The sequence below is a fragment of the Nitrospiraceae bacterium genome (assembly GCA_035623075.1).
GTDB lineage: Bacteria > Nitrospirota > Nitrospiria > Nitrospirales > Nitrospiraceae > DASPUC01.
In genome coordinates, this window is sequence record DASPUC010000020.1 from 71,771 (window position 1) to 97,589 (window position 25,819).

Below are 25,819 nucleotides of genomic sequence, written 5' to 3' on the forward strand. Positions count from 1 at the left end.
ACCCCACATGAGTGACAAGCCGACGAGGCCTGCGCTAGTCAATGTGCAGACCGAAGACAGTTGCGCATCGTTTGAATGGCAGTGGACGCAGCAAACGGTGTTGGACAGCAAGAGCACGTTGTATCGAAAGCTGTTTGAGTCGAGAGGGGTCTGGTATGACCACTATGACGGCAAAATTGTTGCCGACGTGGGATCAGGGATGGGGCGGCTGACGTGGGCGTTGGCAGAGCTGACCCGGGCACGGGAAATTATTTCGGTGGAGTTGTCTCCCATGTCGGTTGCCAAGCAACGCACGTATATCACAGACCCGCGAGTGAAGTTTCTGCAAGCCGATTTAGCGATAGTGAAGTTTAAGGCTGATGTGATCCACGCAGCGGGAGTCATTCAGCATACGAGAGACCCATTCGTTACGTTGAGCAATCTGATCGATAACCTAACCGAAGGAGGCGAGCTGTTTATCTCGTTTTATTTGAGGACCATGGCCACGCAGATGCTTCAACCGCTTCGGCTTGTGTTGTCACGATTGCCGAAGCGTATGCTGTGGTCTCTCACACCTCTGTTGGCCCCCCTTTTCATGGTCCGGTGGGCGGGAAGAGAGAGTGGCTACAAAACTGCAATGCATACCGCCTATGACTGGTTCGGCTCTCACGAATTTCAATACTATTTTACGGACCGGCAGATTCGCAGACTATTCAATCAGTGCGGTATTCACCCCCACAATGTCATCCAGATCGCGAAGGGGCTCTACAAGGTCAGAAAAGGGGTCTTCCCCATCATGCTCGAAGAGGAACTCAGGGCGTTCTGACCTCCATGACAGGAAAGAGGTTTGGCCTGCGCTGTGTAGCCTCAATGATATTTTTGGCTGACACGGATTTAATCGGATCGTGCAACCCACAGAGACACACTAGTCTCGCGGTGAAACACCAGCTCTTCTGATGACGCCAGATCCATCAAAGTTAGGTACGGCAATGTTGTCATGTCCCGTCCGAGTTGTACCAGATGTGGTGTCGTGCATACTGGGAGAGGCAGCGGGAAAGACGGTCTTGAATGTGGGCGCAGCCGGAGGAGTCGAAGGGTACTTACCGGCTCACCGAGAGAACTGGCTGCATCATCGGCTTGGCAAAGTGGCCAAGGAGCTGGTGGGAATTGATATCGACAGAAACGGCATCGGTTGGGCCGCTCAACATGGTGTGACTATCGTTGAAGCAAACTGCGAATCGATGAATCTCGGACGCCAATTCGACGTGATTGTCATGTCCGATGTCATCGAACATGTAAATGCACCGGGCTTGGCGTTGCAGACGCTCATGTCGCATCTTAGGGCATCCGGACGTCTTCTGATCACGACGCCAAATCCAACTCACTACGCCACCATTGTTCGAGCAATACTCGGACGGCCCCAGAATGTCTACTATGATCATGTTGGGTGTTTCTTGCCTGAACATATTCAGGCCATGTGTAACCGATTTGGATACAACTTGGCGGCCGTGTATTTCTTTGGACATATCGATCGGAGAACCCTGAGCATGCATTTCAAATCGTATGTGAGCTTGCTAATCGGGAGGCAAATGAAACGCCTGAATGGATGGTATCTAGCAATTGTCGAACCGAGCAAACGCTAATACCAGGATGACGAATCTCGCAGACTGGAGCTGTGTTCAAGACGCTTGGAAGCGGTGGCTCGCCGTCACACGAGAGCGATGTCATCTCCATTTCAAGCTCGAAGGCGATGATCTCGCGACTCATCTCACTGTTTGCGGCGCAAGCGCTGGGCAAACTGCCGCGCGCGTGGCCCGAGATATTGAAGGCTCTTCTCCCAACACAATCCTGGAAGTTGGCTGCTCCGTAGGATTCAACTGTCTAGCTCTGGCTGAACGGTTTCCGTCTGCACATGTCGTGGGTATCGAGCCCGATGTGGATGCTGCGAGGGTTGCCGCAGCCATGGCTTCTGCGAGAGACGCCAACCGGGTTCAATTTATTCACGGTGTCGGCGAAGCCTTGCCGTTCAAGCTCGAGACCTTCGATCTCATCGTGTGCCACACCGTGATTGAGCATGTGCAGAGCGTCCCACGCGTGATCGCCGAGATGGCGCGAGTCCTATCCCGTCGGGGAGTCATCCATCTGGAAGCGCCCAATTATCGATGGCCGAGGGAACCTCATCTAGGAATATGGTGCGTTCCGATATTGGGGAAAAAATGGATGAGGGTGTCGGCTGCCCTTCAAGGAAAGCGCAATCATCTCTATTATATTGATCACCTGCAGCTCGTGAATCCCAATTGGTTAGAGCGTCTCTTTCGAGACAATGGCCTGATCTGGGAAAACAGAGTGCGGCGTAAGATCTTAAGGGCTGCATCGGGTGAGAAGGATTTGGTCAAGGAGTATCACGGGATAGGGGTAGCACTCCGATTCGTGAACACGCTTGGTGTTGTGCCCGCTATTGCGAATGCTGTCATTGGCACGGGAGTGTATCCGAGCGTGCTCTACACTGTTCGCCGGCAGGAATCTCCACCATAAGGACTGGAGTCTTTCCCAGTCTTTTCTCTACCATTCGGAAATCCGTCACGTGCGCGTGATCTCGTTGGAGAGGGTCGCTTCCTTCATAAAACTAGGGGGACTCGCTCCTCAATTCTCTTTTGCGATTACGACCGGTTACGCGCTGATGGGGCTCAACCTCCTCATTCAGCTCGGTCTTGTACCCCTCTACATTCAAAAGTTGGGAAAAGTCCAGTTTGGCATGCTGATGATCATCTTTTCCTTCATGAATTTTGCGGCACTCGGTGTCGGTTGGCTGTCTGGAGGAATTGCGCGTCTTCTGGGGGAGCATGCCGCAAGGCAGGACCATGAACAATTAGCAAAAACGTACATCACAGCAAAGGTGTTGTATGTAGGTTATGCGGTCGTCGTCGTTTTGTTACTTGGCGTCATCGGGGCAATATCCTTTGTCTTGTCGGGTGAAGGGCCAGCTTCTTTGAAGTGGGACGATTCTGTCTGGCTCAGCATAGGAATTGCGGCTCTATACTTCATCGCACAGTATGACTTTGCGATTGACCGGATTACTTTGGTGGCGATGACGAGACAGCCAGCTGCCGATTTGATCCAAATGGTCGGGCTCTGTGTGACCGCGCTATTCGTGACGACATGGTTGGTAAATGGCGGTGGAATGGCCGGTGTATTAGGGGGGTATTTGCTCGGTACGTTGATGGCGAGAATCGGGAGTTGGCGTTATATGAAGCAAACTGGGTTGCATATTCTCCCCTCCCTCTCGCGTTACGGGGGTATGGATTCTTGGAAAAAGCTCGTTGGGATCACGTCCGGTGGGTACTTCATTTACGGCGTCACGTTGCTGGCCATGCAAGCCGATACAATGGTTGTTGGTTGGTTGGGAGGATCTGCACTCGCTGCGGAATTCACTCTTGTGTGGAAGATACCGGAGGTGATTATTCAGCTGATATGGAGGATACCCGGTGCCCTTGAACCCTATATCATCCGACTGGACACGCTGGGTCGGTACGAGCGCATCCAAGATATCTACAAGCAGGGATTGGGATGGATGCTCGGAGCAAGTGTCCTCGCCAGTGTCATGTATGCCCTTCTCGGCCACCCGTTCGTCATGCTTTGGGTTGGAACTGCACAGGCACCGTCTAGCCAGTTGGCTTATGTTTTTGCGGCGCTCGCGATGTTTTGGTTGTGCGCGGTCCGTTGGCCAGCTGGATTTGCTCATGCGACGGTTAGGCTCAGGCAGCTCAATTGGGTTGCTGGGCTTGAGGTTGTTGGAAAATTAACGATTGCCCTCATGCTGTTTCCAAAACTGGGTTATACGGCCTTCTTTATCGCAATAAGCCTGGTGCATTTCTTTGGAGCATTCTGGATGTATCTTCGGTTAGGAACCTATAGCAAGGGGCGAACATGAATATCCTTGCGATTCAGACTGGACACAATGCCACGATTGCCTTGCTCAAAGACGGCGTGATTACGTCAGTTCTCAGCCAGGAAAAACTGGATAACATCAAGAATTCAGCCGTGTTTCCACAGCAAGCCATTCAAGCTGTGCTGGATCAAGAGAAACTGAGCACCGCTGATATTCAACAGATAGCAGTAGCCAGTCTCGTCGTCTATCCCCAACATTGTTTTGATTATCTGTTCAATCGATATAATTACATCGAAGATCGTTCCAAAGCGCTTCGATTTGCCAAGAGACTCGAAAAGGGACTCACTGGTCGGGCGTTTCCCTGGGTCTTTACCCAGTTGAGAGAGATGCGACAGAAAAACCTCATGCTGGTTGGCCAGCGGCAACTTGACCAGCGTTTAGCCGAAATGGCGCTCGGTGACAAGCCGCGGACTCACATCGAGCATCACACCTGTCACGCCAGAGCTGCGTATCATGGACTTGACCCAAGCAGGGGGTGCGAGGATGCCCTCATTTTCACCTTGGATGGGAGCGGTGATGGACTATGTGCCACTGTCACGCGAGCAGGAGCCAACGGACGATGGGAGCGTTTAGCAGCGACCCCCGCGCGATCATCCTTGGGAGGGATTTATTCAAATACGACCCGGTTCCTCGGGATGAAGATTCTTGAGCACGAATATAAGGTCATGGGCCTGGCTCCGTATAGTAAGACCTACTACAAAGAAACCTACGAACGCATTTTCAAGGACATTCTCACTCTTGATCCTGTTGATCCGCTTCGTTTTCATTCGGCAGTTGACACCTCGTTGTTCTTTGACTATCTCGCTGAACAGGCTATGGGGGAACGATTCGACAATATTGCTGGTGCTTTACAGCATCTATTAGAAGAGCGGGCAACCGAGTGGATTCGTGAAGCAATCAAAAAAACCGGGATCAGGCGAATTTTTACGAGTGGTGGCGTGTTTATGAATGTGAAGTTGAATCATCGCGTTCAAGAAATGAAGGAGGTGGATCAGGCTTTCTTTATGCCGTCGTGTGGTGATGAGTGCAACCCGATTGGGGCGGCCTATGCGTTGGCGGTTCAACAGGGCATTCCGGTCCAGCCCCTTCGAGACATCTACTTGGGCTTGGAATACAGCGATTGCTCACTCCAAGCGTTCATTGAGCACAATGGTCTTCAGAATCGTCATCGGATTGTGAGGCCAGACAACGTTGAGGAAGCCATCGCAGAGCTACTAGCAGATCAACAAGTCGTGGGACGATTTGCTGGCCGCTGCGAATGGGGAGCACGATCGCTCGGCAATCGAGCCATACTTGCCCACCCGAGCCATCTGGAAAGTTTCTATACGGTCAATGATCTTATCAAAGCTCGAGACTTCTGGATGCCATTTGCACCAACGGTGCTGGACGCAGCCGCGTATCGCTACTTAGAGGATTACAATCCCAAAAAGGCTGAGGCCCCTTACATGATTACCGCCTTCAAAGCCACTGCTCTAGGTATTAAGCACTTGCGTGCCGCGATGCATCAAGGTGATCACACCATACGTCCGCAAGTACTCGTTGAAGATGTAAATCCGGAATACTATCGACTGATACAAGCATTTGAGCGACGGACTGGAGTGGGAGCCGTGCTGAATACAAGTTTGAATCTTCACGGCTATCCACTCGCTGCGACGCCTGAACAAGCGCTCATGACATTTGAGAATTCTGGACTCCGTCACCTCGCGCTCGGGAGCTTTTTGATAAGCAAGTCGTGCTGACGGGTGTCGTCTTGAAGAGGAACAATGGAAAAACCATCTGAGGGAAGGCTGGACTGGATTGATGAACTGCGAGGAGTCGCGGCGCTTTCAGTATTGGGAGGACACTGCCGTCTTCTCTTCCAAGATTCTTCAATGACACTGACATTCCTGGACGTTTTCCCGCGAGGTGTTCAGCTCTTTTACCTCTTGAGCGGGCTTATCCTTTATCAGCTTTATCAGGAGAAGGTGACGGAATTGCAAGGCTACTGGGCTTTTCTAATCAGGAGGTTCTTCAGAATTGCGCCAATGTTCTATGTGGCCGTGTTTCTATGTGTGGGACTATTCCCTTCGCGAGTGATCGATGCTCCCGCGAATATCATCACGCATCTTTCTCTCCTGTCATTCGGCTTCAACCCGAAATTTCTCAACGGAATTGTTGGAGTAGAGTGGAGTGTGTTTGTCGAGTGTTGGTTTTATGTTCTATTCCCGGCATTGGTTCTCCTGTTTCGGAAATGGCCGTACGTGACTGCGCTGACGACGCTAGGCATATCTGCGCTTCAAACGGGGTTTGTGTACTTGAAGGAGACGGATGTTCTCACGCGAACCTTCTTCTATAATATGCCGACGGCTCAACTTTGCTTCTTTGTACTCGGAATGTTCTTGGCTGATGCTCTGCGTAGGCCGCCGCTACGGCAACCACAATATCTATTTGGGGCCAGTCTTGTTTCGCTGCTTGCGCTTCCCTACCTTGTAAAACCGTTTACGCTGCAACTCTATCTTAGTTACTTTCTTCTCGCCGCGATGGTGTACAGCTATGCGAGTCTGGATCGACCCAAGGTGGTCAGAATGCTGCTAGGATTCGCTGGATTGACAAGCTATTCAATCTATCTCCTCCATATACCAGTGATCGAGTTAACTAGGCAGATTGATCTGGTCGCGCCCCCGGTGAAGTTGGTCATGATGCTTTCTGCACTGTTTGCGGTGTGTTTCATGACCTATAAGTACATTGAACTCCCCGGGATTCGTCATGGGCATCGGTGGAGTCATAAGTTTCTTGCATCACACGGTTTGAATGACGCGAAGCGGATAGCAAGTTGATTGGATCGCAACCGAGATCTAGTTCCTATTTCTTCCTATCTGGGTGGCAGTGATTCACGCGTCAACCTCCGTGCTGTTCCCAGGCGATGTTTAATTACCCAATCTACTTTTATCCTCACGCCTACCTGCGCGATCGCCAGTTGGATACGATCCGGAATTGGCCTCTAGAGCAGGTGCTGAATCCCCAGTTGTCGGAGGAGCGGCGAGGCGCGCAGGTTACTTCCACACAGTCGCTCGCAAAGACCTTACACGTCACCTGGAAGCAGTGCCTTCCTCTGGTGAACCTGAAGCTTCGTCCGAAGAGACTACCATCCGATGCTGTGGTCTATGTGTGGGGTGGTGTGCTGGTGTGGGGTCCGTTCATTGTGGAGTTGGATAACCCTTATGCTTTGACGGGCTATAACATCAAAGCCATGTCGCTGTATCGCGGGCTGTTGAACAGATTTCTGAAAAGCTCCCGGTGTCTCGACATTCGCTGCTTGAGTCAGGCCTGTAAGGAAACTGTACGGCTTTTGTTCGGGGAGGCCGTTGCCGCGAAAGCATCTATCCATTACCCGAGGATTCTCCATGTCGTCGATCAAGTCTCCATCAAAACAGGAGTGGAATGTCGCTTCTTGTTTGTAGGGACTCAGTTTGAAATTAAGGGTGGGGCAGCGCTCGTACGGGCCTTTCGCCGCGTGTATGAGCAAGTTCCATCAGCTCATCTCGATATGATTACGCACCTTCCACCAGAATTTTCCCGTGAGGTCGCTGATTGTTCTGGGATTACCGTTCACGAGGCACGATTCTCACGCCAAGAAATATGGGATCGATTCATGTGCCAGGCGGATGTCCTGGTGCATCCCACCTATGTGGAGTCTTTCGGAATGGTCGTGCTTGAAGCACTGGCTCATGGGCTCGCGATTATCGCGACCGATGTCTATGCGATCCATGAGATGGTTCAGGATGGAGTCAATGGAGCACTGCTCAAGCCACCGCTCTCTATTTGGGATGGATTTCAACCCTCAAAGTATTACTTAAAACTAGAAGTCATCAAGTCGTGTATCGCGGATACGGACACGGGGCAATTTGAACATGACCTCACAGTTGCCATGCTGCGGCTCGCACATGACGTGGCTATCCGTGGTCGATTTAGAGCTGCCAGTCGAAAGCTGTTCCTAGACAAGTTTTCGGGATCTGATACTAGGTGACCATGCTGCTGTCTTTTGTCATTCCCGCATTTCAGGCTTCTGAGACTATCCGAGCCACTCTCAGATCGGTCTTTTCCCCGATCCAAAGCTCTTCGACGTCCTTCGAAATCGAGGCGCTAGTCGTTGACGACGGGAGCCGTGATCACGATGTCCTGGCTGGTATTGTTCAGCAGTTTCCGAACGCACGACTATTCAGACACCCGGTTAATAGAGGGATGTGTGCGAGCAGGAACACGGGAATCCATGAAAGCCAGGGTGACGTGGTCGTCGTTTTGGACGCTGACGATGAACTCGTTCTTGAATGGCCTACTGTCCTCGGTGAGATCCTTGAGGAATGGCCTCATCATCTCAATGTATGCTTTAGCGCCTGTCGGACACCAGATGGCCGAAGTACGGTAAGTGACCCAAACTTTTCCGGGATGATCACGTTTGAGGATCTCCTCAATGAATACCACTCCGGGGAATACCTTCCCATGTTTCGGGGTGCCTATGTTCGGAAGAGAAAGTATGTGGATCTGGGATTACGGAAGTCCTGCGGGATTCTTTCATACCTTTGCTTCGCTCAAGATGCCCCAATTTGGGCTACGCCGAAAGTCATGCGAATCTACAAAGAACGTGAGGGCGGATCTGTCACGAGCAACTGGACGACGGCGGAAAAGGCAAGAGAGACTGTACAGTGCTATCAAGTCTTATTTGACCGGTTTGGTGACAGTTACAAGAAGTTGGCGCCACGGACATATCGAACAAAGCTACTCCGCTATGCGGTCTACCTGAGACTCGCTGGAGAAAAAGGCGCTTGGCCAGCATGGCTGAAAAGCGCCCATTGGACCTGTATGCTGGAAACGCTGGGGGTCTTCAGTGTTCTCCTCGTGGGCCAAGAGAGCGCCGCCTGGATCGTGAAGCACGCTAAACGGAAGGGACTTATCAGGCAGTATGGATGAGGTGAAGCAAACAGCCGAATTCTACGAGCGGTTTTGGGAAAAGGAGGATTACCAACTCGCCTATGCGTTTGATTCGGCAGTGCGTGACCGGTTTCCAGCTATCTTGCAAGTGTGGGGACAACTTCGTTCTCCTCATCGAGTTCTGGATTATGGATCCGGTAATGGTGTGCTTACATCTTGGATGTACGCGAATGGATTTGGAAACGAGCTAGTGGGTATCGATATCAGTCAGGCCGGTGTCAAATACGCGGCAAGGACCTTTGGTAAAAGTGAAGTTGTATTCAAAACTTTCCAGCCTGGAGAGGCATTGGATCATCTGGGGTGTTTCGACGTGGTTGTCAGTTCCCATGTTTTGGAGCATGTCGCTCATCCAGAGAGTTCGCTGGCACAAATGATTCCGCTTTCGGAGTGGTTTGTCTTAGAGGTCCCTCTCGAAGAGTGTGTCGTGCAGAAATGTTTGAGCGCGTGCGGGAGAAATAGATTAAGCAATCCTGTGGGGCACGTGAACTTCTGGACAAAGAAAAAGTTCCGCTCTTTCTTACAATCCTGTGGCCTCTTCGTTGTTCGCGATTTCCATTATGCGTCGGCGCCGTTTTCACAATTCAACAATCTATTTAAACGAATCCTGGAACGCGCAGCATTGCATATGTTGGGGATCTCCTTATATGGACAATTTATGGCAACGCACTATGCCGTTCTGGCCCATCGACATCCTGCCTGGAGAACTTATCTCGAGCAGCGAAAGGGAGTAGCGATTTGATTCCGCATAATCGTCATGCGTAGGGTAGTGAACACCGCTCCTTCTATATGTGTCGAACGCTAAGCATCCCACGTTTCTCTCACGAATGTTCAAATGCACGAGGATTGAGGAAGAGGCTATGTGCGGTGTGATTGGCTGGATAGACCGGTCTCTCGACAGGGAGTTGGCTAGGCGGATGAGGGCTTGCCTGACACATCGAGGCCCTGATGACGAAGGGGAGTGGTGCGATCCGTCTTCTACTGTGTGGTTAGGGCATCGCCGTCTCTCGGTCCTGGATCTCTCAACCGAGGGACATCAACCCATGGCATCTCCAAGCGGGCGGTATGTCATTACTTATAATGGAGAGGTCGTCAATCATAAGTTGCTTCGGGCAGAGTTGCAGCGGCTCGGATACCAATTCAGAGGTCATTCTGATACGGAGGTTGTCGTTGCTGCAATTGAAGCGTGGGGAATTGACGAGGCCTTGGGGCGGTTTATCGGTATGTTTGCCTTTGGCCTGTACGACCGCACCGAGGACTGCCTCTGGCTTGTGCGCGATCGTATGGGCATTAAACCGATCTACTACGCCCAAAGTGGCAAGTCCTTCGCTTTTGCGTCCGAGCTACGGCCGCTTCGACTGTTACCTTGGGTCGATACGACACTCGATCATGAAGCGCTTGCGGCCTACTTTCGATATTTGTATGTTCCGGCTCCCGCCACGATCTTCTCTGGTGTGCGTAAACTGTTACCGGGCACATGTCTCCGGTGGGACGGGCAACAGCTTGAAGAACGGCGTTACTGGAATCTCTCAGAAGTAGCCCACGAAGGGATTCATCATCCTGTAGAAACAACGTTTTCCGAAACGGCTGATGAACTCGACAAGCTTTTGCGCGACGCAATTCGACTTCAGATGGAGGCAGATGTTCCACTCGGTGCGTTTCTCTCCGGCGGTATTGATTCTTCGACGGTCGTCGCGCTCATGCAAGCTCAAAGTGACAGGCCCGTTCATACCTTTTCCATCGGTTTTTCGGAACGGTCGCATGACGAATCGACCTTTGCCCGAACGGTGGCCTCGTATCTGGGTACGCAGCACCATGAAGAGCGTTTGGTAGCGTCTGATGTTCTGAAACTGATTCCCGAGATTGCGACACGTTATGACGAGCCCTTTGGTGATAGCAGCAGCGTGCCAACCTTCCTTGTGAGCCGATTCGCTCGACAGTATGTGACGGTGGCGTTGTCAGGAGACGGTGGCGACGAGATGTTTGGGGGCTATCCCCGATATTTTTGGGCCTCTCGCATTGCTGCATGGCGTGCGCGCCTGACTCCGATTGGGGCCCAATATTTCGGTCGCGCATTAGGCAAGATGCCGGCTGGTCTTATTGATTATCCGGGAGCGCTTTTTGGTGGTAACCGATGGGCGGGGAGCGAGGGTCTATCGGCTCGCGTTCGACGGTTGGGGCGCTATCTCGCGACAGATCCTGACTCCGTCTATGAGGAGGTCATCGCGGCGTGGCCTGATGTTGCAAGACTTCTTGGAGGTACGATTCCGAACGAACTTGGACCTCATCCGTGTCACTTTCCTGATTTGGATTGGCCGGAACGAATGATGGCTGTGGATCAATCAAATCAGTTGCCCGATGATTTCTTGACAAAAGTCGATCGAGCCTCAATGGCCATGTCACTGGAGGTGAGAGTGCCGTTGCTCGATCATCGTATTGTCGAGTGGAGTTGGCGAATTCCTCGATCGTTCAAGCTGGCCTCTCGTGGCGACCGCGGCAAGCTGCTGTTGCGCGAAGTGCTCTCGCGTTATGTTCCGGTGCATCTCACGGATCGGCCGAAGATGGGCTTTGGCATGCCGCTCGGTCAATGGCTTCGGAACGAACTTAAGCCATGGGCTGATGGTCTACTGAACTCTGATCGCATGCGGAAGCAAGAGATTCTCAATCCTGTCCTAGTCCGTGAGGTATGGCAGGAACACCTGGCTGGCCAAGATCGGCTCGCGCAGCTCTGGACCGTACTGATGTTCACTCAATGGTTGGAACAATCGTGGACCTGAGTATGTTGGATTGCCTATGCCGAACCGGATTAGGGTTCTTCATCTGATTAGTTCGTTAGACGTGGGAGGTGCTGAGACTCAACTGTTGAGTCTCCTGTCCCACAGCAACCGCGATCGTTTCGACCATTCCGTTCTTTCCCTGACCTCCATAGGCCTTATTGGTGATCATATCCGTCAGTTAGGCGTGTCGGTCGGTGGATTGAATATGCTACGAGGAGTCCCATCACCTCAGGCCGTGTGGGAGCTCTGGAAAATTCTCAAGGGCCTACAGCCTCAGGTTCTTCAGTCTTGGATGTACCATGCTGATCTCCTCGCGCTTTTTGGGAGAGCCAAGGGTACAAGGAAGTTAGTGTGGAACATCCGTTGCTCCGATGTAGATATGACCCATTATCGCTTCTTGTCGAAGTGGGTGGTGAATCTCCTCAGTGTTTGTTCCGGTATCCCTGATGGGGTCGTTGTAAATTCTCACGCGGGAAAGCTCGTTCATGAGCAGTTAGGGTATCACCCAAAAATGTGGCAGATCATTCCAAATGGGGTCGATCTCGACCAGGCTCGCCCCGACCTTTCGGCGCGGATCTGGCTTAGGCAAGAATGCAAGATTGCTGAGGACTGCCTTCTCATTGGCCTCGTTGCACGACGTGACGCGATGAAAGACCATCCAACCTTCTTAATGGCAGCCGGTATCATTCATGAGAAGCTTCCGGATGTTCACTTCGTCCTAGTCGGCCGCGGAGTCGATGGTGCAGATGACGAACTGCGGACGTTACTAGCCGAACATGACTTGATGGATGCGACCCATCTGCTCGGCCAGCGAGAGGATGCTCTTCGTATCACGGCGGGGTTGGACATCGCATGCTCCGCGTCCGCCTTCGGCGAAGGATTCTCTAATGCCGTCGGTGAGGCTATGGCCTGCGGGGTGCCTTGTGTCGTGACTGATGTAGGTGATTCGGCAAGGATTGTTGGTGAGACAGGGCGCATTGTACTACCTAAGAATCCGGACGCATTGGCCCACGCCTGTTTGGAGCTGGTCGAGTTGGGCGCAGCTGGTCGCCGGGCATTAGGCGGACTCGCACGAGCGAGGATGGAAGAGCATTACGATATTCGCGCTGTGACTGCTTGCTACGAGACGCTCTATACATCGCTGGTGAGGAACGGACCAACTCAGGTGTAAAGGTCATTTGCGCAAGCCACTCGGATTTCCTAGCTGTTTCAATGTAGCTCTAACTAAGGGGATTGTGACGTTGGTCTAGGTGTATGAGAACCGTTTTGTTAGTTAGCACGAATGACCCGCAATCTTGATGCGCAAACCGTACAAGGGTTCGGAGACGAGTGGACACGGTTTGATCAAAAAGGACTTGCTGAGCATGAACGCGAGGAGCTGTTTAATAGATACTTCCACATTTTTCCGTGGCAGCTTCTGCCGGCCGGCGCTGTTGGATTCGATCTTGGATGCGGGAGCGGCCGCTGGGCTGCTCTGGTCGCTCCGCGGATTCGTCGACTCCATTGTATCGATGCCAGCGAGTCGTCAGTGGCCGTGGCGCGTCGGAATCTTGCGAGCCTTCCTAATTGTGAATTCCATGTTGCGTCGGTGGATCAGCTCCCTCTCGACGCCGATTCTATGGATTTTGGTTACTCGCTTGGAGTGCTGCACCACGTGCCTGACACAGAGGCAGGCTTACGCGCCTGTGTCAATGCTCTGAAGCCTGGCGCGCCCTTTCTTCTGTATCTCTATTATGCCTTCGACAACCGACCTTGGTGGTTTCGTCTTCTCTGGAGGATTAGTGATCTTGGAAGGCGGGTTATTTCACGCTCGCCGATGAGGCTACGGTATGCCATCAGTCAGATGATAGCGGGGATCGTCTATTATCCTTTGGCGAGACTGTCCTTTCTTCTTGAACGGGTTGGAGTGAATGTCGACTGTGTCCCGTTGTCATCATATCGCGCGCACTCGTTCTATGTTATGCGGACCGACGCGCTCGACCGCTTTGGAACCAAGCTCGAACAGCGTTTTACCGCCGCTCAGATCCGTGGGATGATGGAACGGGCAGGTCTCGAACGAATTACATTCAGTGGTTCAGTGCCGTTCTGGTGCGCGGTCGGGTTGAAAAAGTAACTCTGATGTGCGGGATAGCCGGCATACTTGGAAATGGCTCCTCGGGAATGGATGCTGTCGTTCAGATGATGGTCGAGGCCATTCGCTATCGCGGTCCCGACGATTCGGGTGTATGGTCTGATCCCGCGCTGGGTCTCGCGATCGGGCATGCCAGACTCTCGATTCTTGATCTCTCTCCCGAGGGTCATCAGCCGATGGTGTCATCGGGTGGGCGCTACGTCATCACTTATAATGGTGAAGTCTTTAATTTTGCCGCGCTCTCCAAGGAACTCGAAGGTGAAGGAGCTCGTTTTCGTGGTCATTCGGACACAGAAGTCATGCTGGCGGCCTTCGAATATTGGGGGATCGAGAAGGCGATCGGTCGCTTTGTGGGAATGTTCGCATTTGCCCTCTGGGATCGAGAATTGCGTCAACTGCATCTCGTTCGCGATCGAGTCGGTATAAAACCTCTCTATTTCGGCTGGGTCGGAAAGACCTTTCGATTCGCATCTGAACTGAAAAGTATGCTGGTCGCGACCGAGCGCCCCGAGATCGATCGGAGCGCGCTCGCACTCTATATGCGATACGCCTACGTTCCGGCGCCACGCTCGATCTACCGACACGTTTTCAAGTTGCCTCCCGGATGCTGGCTAACAATAGGGATTGATCAGGCACACAGTCCTGAGCGATTTGTTCCGGACCCTGATGATCCGGCGGCCAGTTGGAAACCGATTCGATACTGGTCGGCAAAACAGGTCGTCGAGCAGGGCTGTGCCGCTCGGTATGGTGGATCTGACGATGAGGCGATTGACGAATTGCAGTCATTGCTACTGGAGGCAGTACGCCTTCGGATGGTGGCAGACGTTCCGCTTGGGGCGTTCTTGTCCGGCGGGATCGATTCGTCGACGGTGGTTGCATTGATGCAGGCACAGAGCGCTCAACCCGTTCGGACCTTTAGCATCGGATTCCAAGAAGATGATTACAATGAGGCCAAGCATGCCAAGGTGGTTGCGCAGCATCTGGGGACGGACCACACCGAATTGTATCTCACAGCGCAAGCTGCGATGGCCGTTATTCCCCGCTTGCCTGTCATGTATGACGAACCGTTTGGCGATTCGTCGCAGATTCCGACATTTCTTGTCTCACAACTGGCCAAGCGACATGTTACAGTCGCCCTGTCCGGAGACGGAGGAGATGAACTCTTTGCCGGGTACTATCGCTATTTTTGGGCGCAAAGAATTTGGAGCAATGTGTCCCGGATCCCACTGTCGCTGCGGAAAGTCTTGTCCAAAAGCCTTTCGAGGGTTTCCCCGGAAAGTTGGACGACGACATTTTCTCGGTTCCAGTTCCTGTTGCCGGCGTTGTCGAACCCTGGGCACAAAATGCATCGCTTATCAGAACTGTTGATGATGAAAGACCCGGAAGGCATGTACCTTGGTCTTGTGTCGCAGTGGGCGACACCGACCAGCATCGTCGTCGACGGCTACGAGCCGCTTACACCAGTCACAGATTCCAGCCGGTGGGCCAATGTTCCAGATTTTATCCACCGCATGATGTTTCTCGATCTACTCACGTATTTACCGGACGACATCTTGACGAAAGTGGATCGCGCCAGTATGGCGGTCAGTCTGGAAGCGCGTGTCCCGCTGCTCGACCATCGAGTCGTCGAGTTCGCATGGCGGTTGCCGATGCGCATGAAAATCCGCGAGAAGGGAACCGGCAAGTGGATCTTGCGTCAACTGCTGTATCGGTATGTTCCCTCAGAACTGCTCGAGCGGCCAAAGATGGGCTTTGGCGTTCCGATCGAACACTGGCTGCGGGGACCGTTACGTGAATGGGCTGAAGATCTCCTGAACGAAAACCGCCTGAGACAGCAAGGGTATTTGCATCCTCAGCTGATTCGTGAGAAATGGGCGGAACATCTTTCCAGGAAACGAAACTGGCCGTACTTACTATGGAACGTCTTGATGTTCCAATCGTGGCTTGAGCAGTGACGGAGGTCCAACCGCGCCTCCTCTTTCTGATCACCGAAGACTGGTATTTCTGGTCTCACCGTTTGGACTTGGCGAAAGCCGCTCGAGCGGCAGGATTCGACGTCGCCATCGCGACCCGGGCGACCGATCATGGAGATCTGATTCAACGAGCGGGGTTTCGACTCCTGCCCATTAGCCTGGCCCGGCGTAGCCGCAATCCAATACGCGAATGTGCCTCGATTCGGGAACTCATCAGCCTCTACCGACGGGAACGTCCCCATATCGTCCATCATGTCGCGTTAAAACCGATTCTGTATGGAGCTGTGGCTGCCTGGTGGGCAAAAATTCCGGTGGTCATCAGTGCCTTTGCCGGTCTTGGTTATACATATACAGATCGGCATGATCGATCAGGTCCACTACAACACGTCATCACATGGAGTCTCAAAGCAGCGATTCGTCTGAGCCACTCCGTGGTGCTCTGTCAGAATGCTGACGATCGGGACCGACTGGTTGAACGAGGCATCGTCCGATCAGATCACGCCCGGATCGTGGCTGGCTCCGGTGTGGATACCGAGGCCTTTCGGATGGCAGATACTCCAGTAGGGGTTCCCATCGTTCTTCTCCCGGCCCGCATGTTATGGGATAAGGGAGTCGCCGAATTCATAAGCGCGGCGCGGCTGCTGCAGGCAAAGGGGGTTCGAGCCAAGTTTGTGCTGGTCGGCCGTTGTGACGACGACAATCCTGCCGCAATTCCGCGGAGTCAAATCCACGACTGGGTACGTGAAGGGACGGTCGAATGGTTGGGGCATCGAGAGGATATGGCCAAAGTCTATGCAGAAGCCTCAATTGTGGTGTTGCCATCCTACCGGGAAGGACTTCCGAAAGTCTTACTGGAGGCAGCTGCCTGCGGCAAAGCGCTCGTTGCGACGGATGTACCAGGTTGTCGGGAAGCGGTACGCCATCAGGTGAATGGACTGTTGATTCCTGTACGTGATGCGCCCGCATTGGCCCAGGCTATTGAGGCCTTGCTGGCTGACGGACCAACTTGCGACAGAATGGGGAAGGCCGGGCGCGAACTCATTGTCCGAGAATTCGCCATACCGAAGATTACAGCTCAGATCAACGCGCTTTACCGGGAGTCGCTCAAAACTCGAGGAGTGGATCTTTCCGCTCCTGGGCATGCATGACCAAGGTGCTGGTGACAGGAGCCAATGGTTTTCTTGGCGCCGTAGTGGTGAAAGAACTCAGTCAGGCTGGATATGAGGTGCGAGCGCTGGTGCGTTCCCTCTCGAATACAGTGAAGTTTCCTGCCGATGTGGAGGTTGTGACCGGGGATATTCGAGATGCAGTCGTCACGAAGCAGGTTGCGGCTGGCTGTGAGGGCATCATTCATCTCGCTGGAAAAGTCCACGCAATAGACGAGCGTGAAGGAAATGAGGGTGACTATTACCAGACCAATGTGGAGGGGACGAGGCATGTCCTGGAAGGTGCCGCAACAGCGCATGTGCAGCGAGTCATCTTTGCCAGTTCCGTGAAGGTGTTCGGAAAGTCGACAGAGGGCTGTGTTGACGAGACGGCCTCACCCACTCCCCAGACGGCGTATGCGCGTTCGAAATGGCAGGCTGAAAAGTTGGTATCGGAATATGGGAAACGCACCGGCACAGTCGCAGTCTCCCTCCGACTGCCGATGGTCTACGGTCCGACTGAGAAGGGAAATCTCTATCGAATGATCTCAGCCATCGACCATGGGCGATTTCCTCCTTTCCCGAAGATCGACAACCAACGAAGCCTCGTGCACGTTCGCAACGTTGCTCAGGCGATGCTGTGTTGTCTTCGGCAGACACGAACACGGTTGTCTGCCTATATCGTCGCCGATGCACAGCCCTATTCGACTACCCATCTGTACGAAAGCTTGTGCCGTGGATTAGGAAAACGGCTTCCATCCTGGCGAGTGCCGCTCGGTTTGCTGAAAGCTGCTGCCCGATTCGGTGATCTGGTTCAGATAGGAACAGGACGGACATTCGCATTGACGACTTCGACGTTGGGGAAACTGATCGAGTCGGCCTGGTATAGCCCTGCTGCGATCGCGCGAGATTGTGGGTACTCTCCTTTCTATTCGTTTGATGATGCGGTTCCCGAGATCGTAAACTTTTATCGAATGTCGACAACGTGATGCTTCTCGTGATCCTCGTCGCGGTCGGGGGACTGACTTGGTGGTGCACCGGGTGGCTGGCTCATCGAGATGCAAGGTTTAGATTATTAGATCTCCCGAACGAACGATCTTTGCATCAGACCCCCACTCCACGAACCGGTGGTCTTGCCATCATGGGAGGTGTGTTGGTCGGACTCGTCGCCCTTGCTGTTGGAGGAGCGTGGCCAACGGGCCAGGGTCCAACAGGATTGTATGGCTGGCCGACGTCGGTCTGGATCGTCGGATTGACATCGAGCTTGGCAGTGGTGTCGTTTTGGGATGATCGGAGGGGGCTCCCAATTGTGGTCCGTTTTGGGGTCCACCTTGCCGCAGCCGTGATGCTGACTGTCGGTGCTCAGCTCACCGTGTCACGGGTCGATATGCCTCACATCGGCACTTTCGAGCTCGGTTGGCTTTCACTGATCGTTTCGATCGCCTTTCTCGTGTGGATGACGAATCTTTACAATTTTATGGATGGCATGGATGGCTTCGCTGCCGGGATGACACTACTAGGAGGTGGTTTTCTTGCCTCGCTGGCCTGGCGCGCTGAGCACCGGCTGATCTTGGTGTTGTCATTACTCCTGGCCGTCGCTGCTCTGGGATTCTTAGCGCATAATTTTCCTCCGGCGAAGATCTTCATGGGAGATGTCGGGAGCGTCCCAACAGGGTTCCTGATTGGAGCCCTGATTCTCTTAGGATGTCGGGATGGGCTCTTTACGGTATGGGTGCCACTCATGCTGTTTTCCCCCTTTATCGTGGATGCGACTGCTACGCTGATTCGACGGGCGGCACACGGTGAGCAAGTATGGATCGCCCACCGGACACATTACTATCAACGGCTGGTCTTGCTTGGGTGGGGACACCGGAAGACCGTTCTTGTGGAATATGGTCTGATGGTTCTGTGTGGCGTCCTCGCGTGGGCCTATCAGACCGCCGATGATTCAGTTCGTCCGTTCATCCTTGGCTCCTGGGGATTGCTTATGTTGTCGGCGATGTGGGCTGTTCATCTGGCAGAACGTTCGGTAGGGCAGCTTAGAACAGAGAATTAAGGTTGAGTGTACGAATTCTTATCGGTGGGGTCTGGCTGAGTACGGATGCAGGCAGTCGTTAACAATAATGAATTGATCTTGAGATCATGGCTATGACTCGGCACCCAGCTGTTTCGGAGAGCATTCTGCCCATTGACGGTATTCTTATCATCAACCCTAGGAATTTTATTGATCGTAGGGAAAACATCGAGAGACAGTTGCGGTCGTTAGGCTTGAAGTACGAGTTCATTCATGTCTACGACGCCTGTGATCTCGATCCAGCCACCACACAACGGTACTTCAGGCCTCCTTACCCTCATCTCGGGCATCAGTCCTGTGCCATGAAACACCTTGCAGCCCTGCGTCTCGTGGTCGAGCGGAATTGGGAGAGAGCGTTGATTTTGGAGGATGATGTGATCCTTGGTCGCGATTTTCTCCAAGGAGTCCGAGATGCGGTCAACGAAGCAAGCGCCATCGCTCGTTCCCATGTTGTGTACATCGGGAGCGGAGGAAATTTTTACACGCCTAAGAGTCTACGTGTTCCTGGTCAACGGTTGTACAAGGCTTCGAAGGGGCGATTTACGGATTCCTACTTCCTTGGAGCTGATACCGCCAGGCTTCGAGTGGACTGGATGGAGCAGCATGGAATAGCAGGAGCAATCGATGTGCATTTCGATGCTACCGATCCCAAGCTGGGGATTGAGTGGTACTGGCTCGAGGATCCCGTGGTCGAACAAGGCAGCAAGAACGGGACGTTTCGGTCGGCGATTCAGTCGGCCCCCCCGAATGTGATCCAGCGTGTTAGGTTCTGGTGGGAAAAGATGCGTCGCAAGCACATCTATCAGTTATGGCGGTAGCGCAGGGCGCCAGCTTGGTCGTCGATCGTTTCAAGGCAGCTTGTGATGACAAAGCAGCCTTGTGGATAAGCATCGCTCGAATATGGACAATCATCGCTGCCATAGGAGTTCTCTACTCTCCAACTGTCGCGAGTGTAGCCCTGATCACAACCTATGTGGCATTTGTGGCAAGCGGACAAGCGGTTGTCCGTCTGAGGAAAGTATTCCAGCGTCCCGCAGGCTATTGGGGGTTGATATTTCTCGGTATCGTGTTGCTCGGGATGACGTACGCTTCAGTTCCGTGGGCCGACCGGTGGATCGATTTCTATAAATGGCGGACCATCCTGTGGTTTGTCGTCGTCTTGTCGATCTTCGACGAGGAGCGATGGAAGATACGCTTGATGGTTGCGTTTATCTTAATCGTGGCAGTAGGGTTGATCGCATCGTATGTCACGGCCACGGGATGGATTACTCTATGGCGGAATCCTGATAATTTTTTGCGAAATTCGGTGACGCAAAGCATTGGGTTTGCTGTGGCAGCTGTGGTGTGTTTATGGCTGATCATGGAGAACACATTTCAAGGGAAAACGCGCTGGACCGCTATGCTGCTCGGGCCGTTGTTCGTGGCCAATATCGTTTTCATTACGAACGGGCGCAGTGGGTATGTCATTTTGGGGATTGGTGTCGGTGTGCTCCTTCTATGGAATGCCCGACCTTTACAGCGACTCATGGTCATAATAGGGCTTTCGCTTGCTTCAGTACTCGCAGTTACCTTATCCCCCCGTGTGAATCAAAACATCGCCATCGGTGTTGATCAATGGACACACGAACCTGAATCGACCACACTTACTGACATGGGCTCAAGGCGGGTGTTCTATGTGAATACCCTTGAAATCCTCCAGGACCATTGGTTGCTCGGCGTGGGCACAGGTGGTTTCAGACAGGCATACACGGATCAGGTCAACACGAAGTATGACCCTACAGACTGGCGAACTGTCGCGACCGGTGATCCACATAATCAATACTTGGCAGTGCTCGCCCAGCACGGGATCGGCGGATTGGCTGCATTCTTAGCATGGATCGTTGCCATCGCGCGTGATAAGGCTGGTCTTCCGGCCTACCGCAAGCTCGCGCTCGCCATCCTTTGTGGATGGTGTGTGACGAGCTTACTCAGTTCTCATTTCAGAACCTTCGCAGAAGGGCACCTGCTCATGACGTTTCTTGGCGCGCTCCTGGCAGTGGTGCCGCGTCAGGATCGGGCCGAGGTTGTCGGGGATAGCTCCGCACAGCCTTCTTCGTGAACACACATACGCTTGAGGTTTAGTAAATGAGCCGGAGCCGACACGTGGAGGATTCGGAAAGAAGCTGGATTGGATGAACAAAATCTCTGCATATATCATCGCTTTTAATGAAGCCGAGAAGATCGAGCAGGCGATCGGGAGCGTGCTCTGGACTGATGAAGTCATTGTTGCGGATTCCGGCAGTATCGATGAAACCGCAGCAATCGCTGAACGGATGAGGGCACGGGTCATACAAATTCCTTTCGAAGGATTCGGGGATCTTCGAAACAAGGCGGTGGCGGCGTGCACACATGAATGGATCCTGAGTATTGATGCTGATGAGCGCTGTACGCCGGAGGTTCGTGATGAAATTCTCCAACTCCTCTCCGGAATTCCGGCACACAATGCGTATCTCATCCCGAGGCGAAACTATTTCATGGGTCGTTGGATTTGGCATTCAGGCTGGTATCCCAACTATCGCCAGCCGCAACTGTTTAGAAAAGGGTGCATGAGTTACACGCAGGATGTGGTCCATGAAGGGTACCTTTTGCGTAACGGACAAGCTCCGGGAAAACTGGTCAACGATATCTGGCAGTGCCCCTTTCGCAATCTGGAAGAGGTGAATCGCAAAATGACCCGGTATTCGACGCTCGGCGCACAGAAACTCCAAGGACACCGGGCTACGATGGGTATGGCATTGACACATGCGATGTGGGCGTTCTGCAAACATTACATCTTGCAACGTGGATTTCTGGACGGATGGGCAGGCTTTGTGATTGCCATAGGCCATTCGGAAGGGGCGTTCTATCGTTATGCGAAACGAGTAGAGGCAAATAACAGTTGGGAGTTACCGCCGTCTCTGCCTCTAACCCGCCAGAAAGAATAGGGGGCAATCAGGCAGCCAATGCAATCTACGGACGGCCAGGCAGTCGAGTCAACGAGTTCAAAACCCCACTCAGGGTTCATGGGTGACAAGGTAGTCCACATTATTGAGCCGACGCTCATCAGTGACGCCGGTCATTGCGGCAGCGTCGTGCAGAGCCTCTGTGCCGCTGGCCAAGGACTTCGCTTTTGTGTCTGGGTCGGGCGTGGGGCACGGCTGGGCTGGACTCAGAATCCCGACGTCGAGATCAAGCCGTACTTTTCGAGGCGCCTTCGTCGGATCCAGGCGGCTTGGCTCTATTGGCGCCTATTGCGAAGCGGTGCTCGACTTGTGATCACGACAGCCGGAAGGACCGATCTGGTGTTGCTCAACTTGGTCGGACCGAAGCCGATCCCGCCAGGAAGGGTGTTCTTATACATTCATCAACTGCGATTGGATCCGCAAAAAGAGGCGGCGATGCGTCGGATTGCCATCCAGCAACCCAATCTGATCATGATGTGCACCACCGACGAGTTCGAAAAGGCCGTGCGACATTGTGGATTTCACAACACCATGGTCATCCTCCCTCTTCCGATTCAATCCACGTATGGCAACGTAACAGAACCATCGCCTCGCTTTCGGCATGTGCTGGTTGCTGGCGCGGCTCGGTCGGACAAGGGCTTTAGCATCGCGGTGGATTTCATTCGTTACCTCGCCGCTACAGGGGCTACCGTACCCGTGGCGATGCAGACGTCAGGGGATCATTACGGCCGATACGATGAGGCAACGCAGGCGGCACTCGCGCAGCTGGAAAAAATGCGGTACAGCCAACTGACGATTTTGCCGGATACATTAACGCGTCCTGATTATGTCAACCTTTTTCGCGGAGCGATTTGCTTGCAGCCCTATGACCGTACGGAATATGCGAATAAGCTGAGTGGCATCACACTGGATGCGCTCACTGCGGGGGCACCGGTCGTTACGCTGTCCCGCACATGGATGGCCAAGATGGTGGAGCAGTTTGATGCGGGGATCACGCTAGAGGAACCTACAAGTGAAGCCCTTTATCGTGCGATTCAGGTCGTTTGTGACAAATATGAACATTATTCTGGCAATTCTGCAAAGGCTGGTCGCTTGCTCAAAAAACAGGATCAGTGGGCGTCACTGATAGATATGCTGAAGGGTCAAGTAGGGCAGAGATATGACAGATGATTCAATGAGTTTTCTCAACAGCACAAAGAAATGATTGACCGACATTTTATTTCTGCGCAAATCCCTCAAGATCAGCTGTTTCAGCGGTGCCCGCTCGGCTGTAAGGCTGAATTACAGATAAGTGCAATTAACTTGGCTGAGGGGCCACTTCTTCGCTGTCCTTCATGCGAGCAGCTGTTGAGCAGTTGCACTTACGAACAACATCAGCGAGCGCTAAGCATGTGGGATACTCCAAATGGCACTCAACCTATTCGTCGATCAGTCTCCCGTTATCGCCACGTTATTGAGCGGCGATTGCGTCATGCCCTTAAACTATTGGGTCCACGAAGCACTCCTCCTCGCCTACTCGACGTTGGTTGTTCGAGCGGGTCGCTTCTTGAAGTAGCCTCCAATTTGGGATTCTCAGTGGCCGGTGTGGAAAAAGCCAGCAAAGCTGCTCAGACGGCCCAGCTCGCTGGCTTCGAGGTATTTGCTGGTTTACTCAATGAGGCCTGCTTTCCTGATATGGCGTTTGATGTAATCACATTGTTCGAGGTCGTCGAGCACGTCAGTGACCCTCTCGACCTACTGATAGAATGCCGCCGTATTTTGAAGCCCGCTGGCACACTAGTTATTAATACACCAAACGCCGATAGTTGGACCGCCAGGTTCATGGGGGAACGATGGGAGAACTTTAATCTCACTATAAAGGGAGGCCACGTCAGCTTTTTTTCCCCATCGTCCATCCGCGTGCTTGCTCGCGCGTCGGGTCTAGCTGTCGTCCGGATTGAGACGCGAAACGTTTGCTTCTATGAAAAAGGCCAATGTCATCCTGTAGGATATCGAATCGCAAAGATCGCAGCGGAACTCCTTGCGCTTCCCACCCGCCTAGTTGGACAGGGACATGATCTACTCGTTTTTCTGCGGCGAGTGAAGTAACGCAAGGTGGGAAGTCGGCCTTAAATCGAGCGCATGAGGAATCGCTTAACAACGGCGCTATGGAGGGTGCATCCGTTGTCGCGCCGGGTGCACTGATATCTTCAATGTGTGGTTTCTAAAGCCCCAATGGTTTTCTATTGGTCGACAGCGGTCTCTGAGTTAATCGAAAATGTTTCATCCAATTCTGAGGAATTTCTGTGGAACGACGCTCGCGGGGACCCAGCAGGGGTCGAACGAGAGACAATCACAGCCGCAAAACGGTTGTCTTGTGCAGTTCCTCACCGTGCATTCAGTTGATTTTGAACGAAGCAGACCTCCACGACAGCTTGCCGGACTGCTACAGACACGAAAAGGTTATGGCTCCGATTATACTCGAAGCATGGGGGCAAGGGCTGATCTGTCGGGAGCGGCGGAAGTTCCTGAAGAACCAACAGGGTAGTCGGTGCCCTAGATACGAATTGAACGTGGGCCAGCATGTCGCGTCTGTGATACTCGAAGAAACTCACCTTCTCCTCAAGACTCCGTAGGTCGGAAGATTTTCCGATGGCTACGAACAAAGTACAGCGACCTGTCTCAGTAAATTCCGCCCTGGTCGTATGTCCCCGTCGTATCGGCGACGTCCTGTTCACCACTCCTGTCGTTTGCTCGTTGAAGAATGCCTATCCTGGTGCGGCAATCGATATGCTTGTGTTCGAAGGTACGGAAGGAATAGTCTCGGCGAACCCCGATGTGAGAAAGGTCCTGACAATCTCACCCCGTCCCGGATTGAAGGAGCATCTGTCCCTCTACAGGGAGATCTGGCGACGATACGATCTTGGGGTTTCGGTGCAGGCGAGCGATCGATCGACTCTCTATGCGTGGGCATCGGCGAAAGTGAGTGTAGGGATCCTGGTCAATGAGCCAAATGCATGGTGGAAACGACAGCTCCTGACCGGATGGGTGCCGCTTGATAACCTCATGACCCATACGGTCTCGATGAACCTTCGGCTCCTCGAGTTGCTCCGGGTCACGCCTCTTGCGACGCCGGTCATAGGCTGGAGGAAATCAGACGAAGAGATGGTCAACAGCAATTTCGCGTCCACTGGTGACCAAATCGGCTATGTCGTGCTTCATGTATCTCCGAAGTTTTCGTACAAGCAATGGACAGTATCCGGCTGGGTGGAATTGGCCCAGCGGCTGGCCGACCGAGGACTGAAGATCGTCGTGACAGCAGGAGATTCTGAGACAGACCAGGCCTATGTGTCGACTCTGCTTTCCAACTTTCCGAGCGACTGCATCAATCTTGCCGGAAAGCTTTCTTTGCCCATGCTGGGATACTTACTCAGTCGGGCGGCGCTCTATGTTGGGACGGATACCGCCGTCACGCACATGGCCGCAGCGCTCGGAACCCCGACCGTGGCGATGTTCGGACCTTCCAACCCGATCAAATGGGGGCCGTGGCCCAAAGAATGGTCTGCATCGGAGCAAAGTCCGTGGCAATTCAAGGGATCACAACGACAAGGAAACGTCATCCTTATACAGGGCGAAGGGGACTGCGTGCCGTGTCTTCATGAAGGGTGTGATCGCCATATCAATAGCCTGAGTGATTGTCTCCAGCACCTTCAGGCTCATCGTGTCGTCGCGGCAGCGGAGCAACTACTTCGCTCCGAGAGTCGGCTTGCTCCCAGTGTTTATTGAGTTTCCCGATATGATCTGCTATTTGAGAGAAGGCTCTTCCGCCTCCATGCGAGCGTTATCCGGATTGGAGGAGGAAGGTA

The 25,819-nt window shown here is 53.1% G+C and carries 23 protein-coding genes; all 23 read left to right on the plus strand.

Features of this window, described 5'->3' with window-relative positions; translation table 11 throughout:
• The first annotated feature begins 7 nt into the window (after positions 1 to 7).
• The 23 genes from VEI50_04150 (at position 8) to VEI50_04260 (ending at position 25,739) form a co-directional block, all read left to right on the plus strand.
• Positions 8 to 805, plus strand: coding sequence for a class I SAM-dependent methyltransferase (locus VEI50_04150; GenBank protein ID HXX74295.1), 798 nt, complete (start codon positions 8 to 10; stop codon positions 803 to 805).
• 199 nt (positions 806 to 1,004) lie between these two features.
• Entirely contained in the window at positions 1,005 to 1,622 is a 618-nt protein-coding gene (locus tag VEI50_04155; GenBank protein HXX74296.1) for a class I SAM-dependent methyltransferase, read from the plus strand.
• A gap of 7 nt (positions 1,623 to 1,629) precedes the next feature.
• Positions 1,630 to 2,514 carry a class I SAM-dependent methyltransferase gene (locus VEI50_04160; GenBank protein ID HXX74297.1) on the plus strand — a complete coding sequence of 295 codons (885 nt, stop codon included), beginning with the start codon at positions 1,630 to 1,632 and terminating at the stop codon, positions 2,512 to 2,514.
• Positions 2,515 to 2,563: 49 nt separating this feature from the next.
• A complete protein-coding gene (locus tag VEI50_04165) occupies positions 2,564 to 3,910 on the plus strand; it encodes a hypothetical protein (protein ID HXX74298.1) in 1,347 nt (448 codons plus the stop codon).
• Positions 3,907 to 5,667 carry a carbamoyltransferase C-terminal domain-containing protein gene (locus tag VEI50_04170; protein ID HXX74299.1) on the plus strand — a complete coding sequence of 587 codons (1,761 nt, stop codon included), beginning with the start codon at positions 3,907 to 3,909 and terminating at the stop codon, positions 5,665 to 5,667. The genes VEI50_04165 and VEI50_04170 overlap by 4 nt, the downstream gene beginning before the upstream one ends.
• Before the next feature lie 24 nt (positions 5,668 to 5,691).
• The gene (locus tag VEI50_04175) at positions 5,692 to 6,744 is read left to right on the plus strand and encodes an acyltransferase (GenBank protein HXX74300.1); all 1,053 of its coding nucleotides are present in this window, start codon (positions 5,692 to 5,694) and stop codon (positions 6,742 to 6,744) included.
• A gap of 86 nt (positions 6,745 to 6,830) precedes the next feature.
• The gene (locus tag VEI50_04180) at positions 6,831 to 7,934 is read left to right on the plus strand and encodes a glycosyltransferase family 4 protein (protein ID HXX74301.1); all 1,104 of its coding nucleotides are present in this window, start codon (positions 6,831 to 6,833) and stop codon (positions 7,932 to 7,934) included.
• Positions 7,935 to 8,353: 419 nt separating this feature from the next.
• Entirely contained in the window at positions 8,354 to 8,875 is a 522-nt protein-coding gene (locus tag VEI50_04185) for a hypothetical protein (protein HXX74302.1), read from the plus strand.
• On the plus strand, positions 8,868 to 9,635 hold the full coding sequence (locus VEI50_04190; protein ID HXX74303.1) for a class I SAM-dependent methyltransferase: 768 nt from the start codon (positions 8,868 to 8,870) through the stop codon (positions 9,633 to 9,635). The genes VEI50_04185 and VEI50_04190 overlap by 8 nt, the downstream gene beginning before the upstream one ends.
• Before the next feature lie 118 nt (positions 9,636 to 9,753).
• The gene (asnB, locus tag VEI50_04195; GenBank protein ID HXX74304.1) at positions 9,754 to 11,670 is read left to right on the plus strand and encodes an asparagine synthase (glutamine-hydrolyzing); all 1,917 of its coding nucleotides are present in this window, start codon (positions 9,754 to 9,756) and stop codon (positions 11,668 to 11,670) included.
• A gap of 16 nt (positions 11,671 to 11,686) precedes the next feature.
• The gene (locus VEI50_04200) at positions 11,687 to 12,841 is read left to right on the plus strand and encodes a glycosyltransferase (protein ID HXX74305.1); all 1,155 of its coding nucleotides are present in this window, start codon (positions 11,687 to 11,689) and stop codon (positions 12,839 to 12,841) included.
• 111 nt (positions 12,842 to 12,952) lie between these two features.
• Positions 12,953 to 13,783: a class I SAM-dependent methyltransferase gene (locus tag VEI50_04205; protein HXX74306.1), complete on the plus strand. Its 831-nt coding sequence runs from the start codon at positions 12,953 to 12,955 to the stop codon at positions 13,781 to 13,783.
• The gene (asnB, locus tag VEI50_04210) at positions 13,759 to 15,756 is read left to right on the plus strand and encodes an asparagine synthase (glutamine-hydrolyzing) (protein HXX74307.1); all 1,998 of its coding nucleotides are present in this window, start codon (positions 13,759 to 13,761) and stop codon (positions 15,754 to 15,756) included. Before VEI50_04205 ends, asnB (VEI50_04210) begins: the two co-directional genes overlap by 25 nt.
• The gene (locus tag VEI50_04215) at positions 15,753 to 16,922 is read left to right on the plus strand and encodes a glycosyltransferase family 4 protein (GenBank protein HXX74308.1); all 1,170 of its coding nucleotides are present in this window, start codon (positions 15,753 to 15,755) and stop codon (positions 16,920 to 16,922) included. Before asnB (VEI50_04210) ends, VEI50_04215 begins: the two co-directional genes overlap by 4 nt.
• A complete protein-coding gene (locus tag VEI50_04220; protein ID HXX74309.1) occupies positions 16,919 to 17,908 on the plus strand; it encodes an NAD-dependent epimerase/dehydratase family protein in 990 nt (329 codons plus the stop codon). The genes VEI50_04215 and VEI50_04220 overlap by 4 nt, the downstream gene beginning before the upstream one ends.
• Positions 17,908 to 18,975 carry a glycosyltransferase family 4 protein gene (locus VEI50_04225; protein ID HXX74310.1) on the plus strand — a complete coding sequence of 356 codons (1,068 nt, stop codon included), beginning with the start codon at positions 17,908 to 17,910 and terminating at the stop codon, positions 18,973 to 18,975. Before VEI50_04220 ends, VEI50_04225 begins: the two co-directional genes overlap by 1 nt.
• Before the next feature lie 86 nt (positions 18,976 to 19,061).
• Positions 19,062 to 19,811 (plus strand): glycosyltransferase family 25 protein, encoded by a 750-nt coding sequence (locus VEI50_04230; GenBank protein ID HXX74311.1) that lies wholly within the window; start codon positions 19,062 to 19,064, stop codon positions 19,809 to 19,811.
• Positions 19,802 to 21,091, plus strand: coding sequence for an O-antigen ligase family protein (locus VEI50_04235; protein ID HXX74312.1), 1,290 nt, complete (start codon positions 19,802 to 19,804; stop codon positions 21,089 to 21,091). The genes VEI50_04230 and VEI50_04235 overlap by 10 nt, the downstream gene beginning before the upstream one ends.
• 73 nt (positions 21,092 to 21,164) lie before the next feature.
• Complete coding sequence (locus VEI50_04240; protein HXX74313.1) at positions 21,165 to 21,956, plus strand: glycosyltransferase family 2 protein; 792 nt, start codon at positions 21,165 to 21,167, stop codon at positions 21,954 to 21,956.
• 78 nt (positions 21,957 to 22,034) lie between these two features.
• A complete protein-coding gene (locus VEI50_04245; protein HXX74314.1) occupies positions 22,035 to 23,144 on the plus strand; it encodes a hypothetical protein in 1,110 nt (369 codons plus the stop codon).
• A gap of 235 nt (positions 23,145 to 23,379) precedes the next feature.
• On the plus strand, positions 23,380 to 23,529 hold the full coding sequence (locus tag VEI50_04250) for a hypothetical protein (protein ID HXX74315.1): 150 nt from the start codon (positions 23,380 to 23,382) through the stop codon (positions 23,527 to 23,529).
• Complete coding sequence (locus VEI50_04255) at positions 23,460 to 24,062, plus strand: class I SAM-dependent methyltransferase (protein HXX74316.1); 603 nt, start codon at positions 23,460 to 23,462, stop codon at positions 24,060 to 24,062. The genes VEI50_04250 and VEI50_04255 overlap by 70 nt, the downstream gene beginning before the upstream one ends.
• A 543-nt stretch (positions 24,063 to 24,605) precedes the next feature.
• Positions 24,606 to 25,739 carry a glycosyltransferase family 9 protein gene (locus tag VEI50_04260; protein HXX74317.1) on the plus strand — a complete coding sequence of 378 codons (1,134 nt, stop codon included), beginning with the start codon at positions 24,606 to 24,608 and terminating at the stop codon, positions 25,737 to 25,739.
• Positions 25,740 to 25,819 lie beyond the last annotated feature (80 nt).

Coding starts and splice junctions, on each gene's coding strand:
- VEI50_04150 (HXX74295.1), top strand. CDS start 8: ATGAGTGACAAGCCGACGAGGCCTGCGCTAGTCAATGTGCAGACCGAA.
- VEI50_04160 (HXX74297.1), top strand. CDS start 1,630: ATGACGAATCTCGCAGACTGGAGCTGTGTTCAAGACGCTTGGAAGCGG.
- VEI50_04170 (HXX74299.1), top strand. CDS start 3,907: ATGAATATCCTTGCGATTCAGACTGGACACAATGCCACGATTGCCTTG.
- VEI50_04175 (HXX74300.1), top strand. CDS start 5,692: ATGGAAAAACCATCTGAGGGAAGGCTGGACTGGATTGATGAACTGCGA.
- VEI50_04180 (HXX74301.1), top strand. CDS start 6,831: ATGTTTAATTACCCAATCTACTTTTATCCTCACGCCTACCTGCGCGAT.
- VEI50_04185 (HXX74302.1), top strand. CDS start 8,354: ATGATCACGTTTGAGGATCTCCTCAATGAATACCACTCCGGGGAATAC.
- VEI50_04190 (HXX74303.1), top strand. CDS start 8,868: ATGGATGAGGTGAAGCAAACAGCCGAATTCTACGAGCGGTTTTGGGAA.
- asnB (HXX74304.1), top strand. CDS start 9,754: ATGTGCGGTGTGATTGGCTGGATAGACCGGTCTCTCGACAGGGAGTTG.
- VEI50_04200 (HXX74305.1), top strand. CDS start 11,687: ATGCCGAACCGGATTAGGGTTCTTCATCTGATTAGTTCGTTAGACGTG.
- VEI50_04205 (HXX74306.1), top strand. CDS start 12,953: ATGACCCGCAATCTTGATGCGCAAACCGTACAAGGGTTCGGAGACGAG.
- VEI50_04220 (HXX74309.1), top strand. CDS start 16,919: ATGACCAAGGTGCTGGTGACAGGAGCCAATGGTTTTCTTGGCGCCGTA.
- VEI50_04225 (HXX74310.1), top strand. CDS start 17,908: ATGCTTCTCGTGATCCTCGTCGCGGTCGGGGGACTGACTTGGTGGTGC.
- VEI50_04230 (HXX74311.1), top strand. CDS start 19,062: ATGGCTATGACTCGGCACCCAGCTGTTTCGGAGAGCATTCTGCCCATT.
- VEI50_04235 (HXX74312.1), top strand. CDS start 19,802: ATGGCGGTAGCGCAGGGCGCCAGCTTGGTCGTCGATCGTTTCAAGGCA.
- VEI50_04240 (HXX74313.1), top strand. CDS start 21,165: ATGAACAAAATCTCTGCATATATCATCGCTTTTAATGAAGCCGAGAAG.
- VEI50_04245 (HXX74314.1), top strand. CDS start 22,035: ATGGGTGACAAGGTAGTCCACATTATTGAGCCGACGCTCATCAGTGAC.
- VEI50_04250 (HXX74315.1), top strand. CDS start 23,380: ATGGCACTCAACCTATTCGTCGATCAGTCTCCCGTTATCGCCACGTTA.
- VEI50_04260 (HXX74317.1), top strand. CDS start 24,606: ATGGCTACGAACAAAGTACAGCGACCTGTCTCAGTAAATTCCGCCCTG.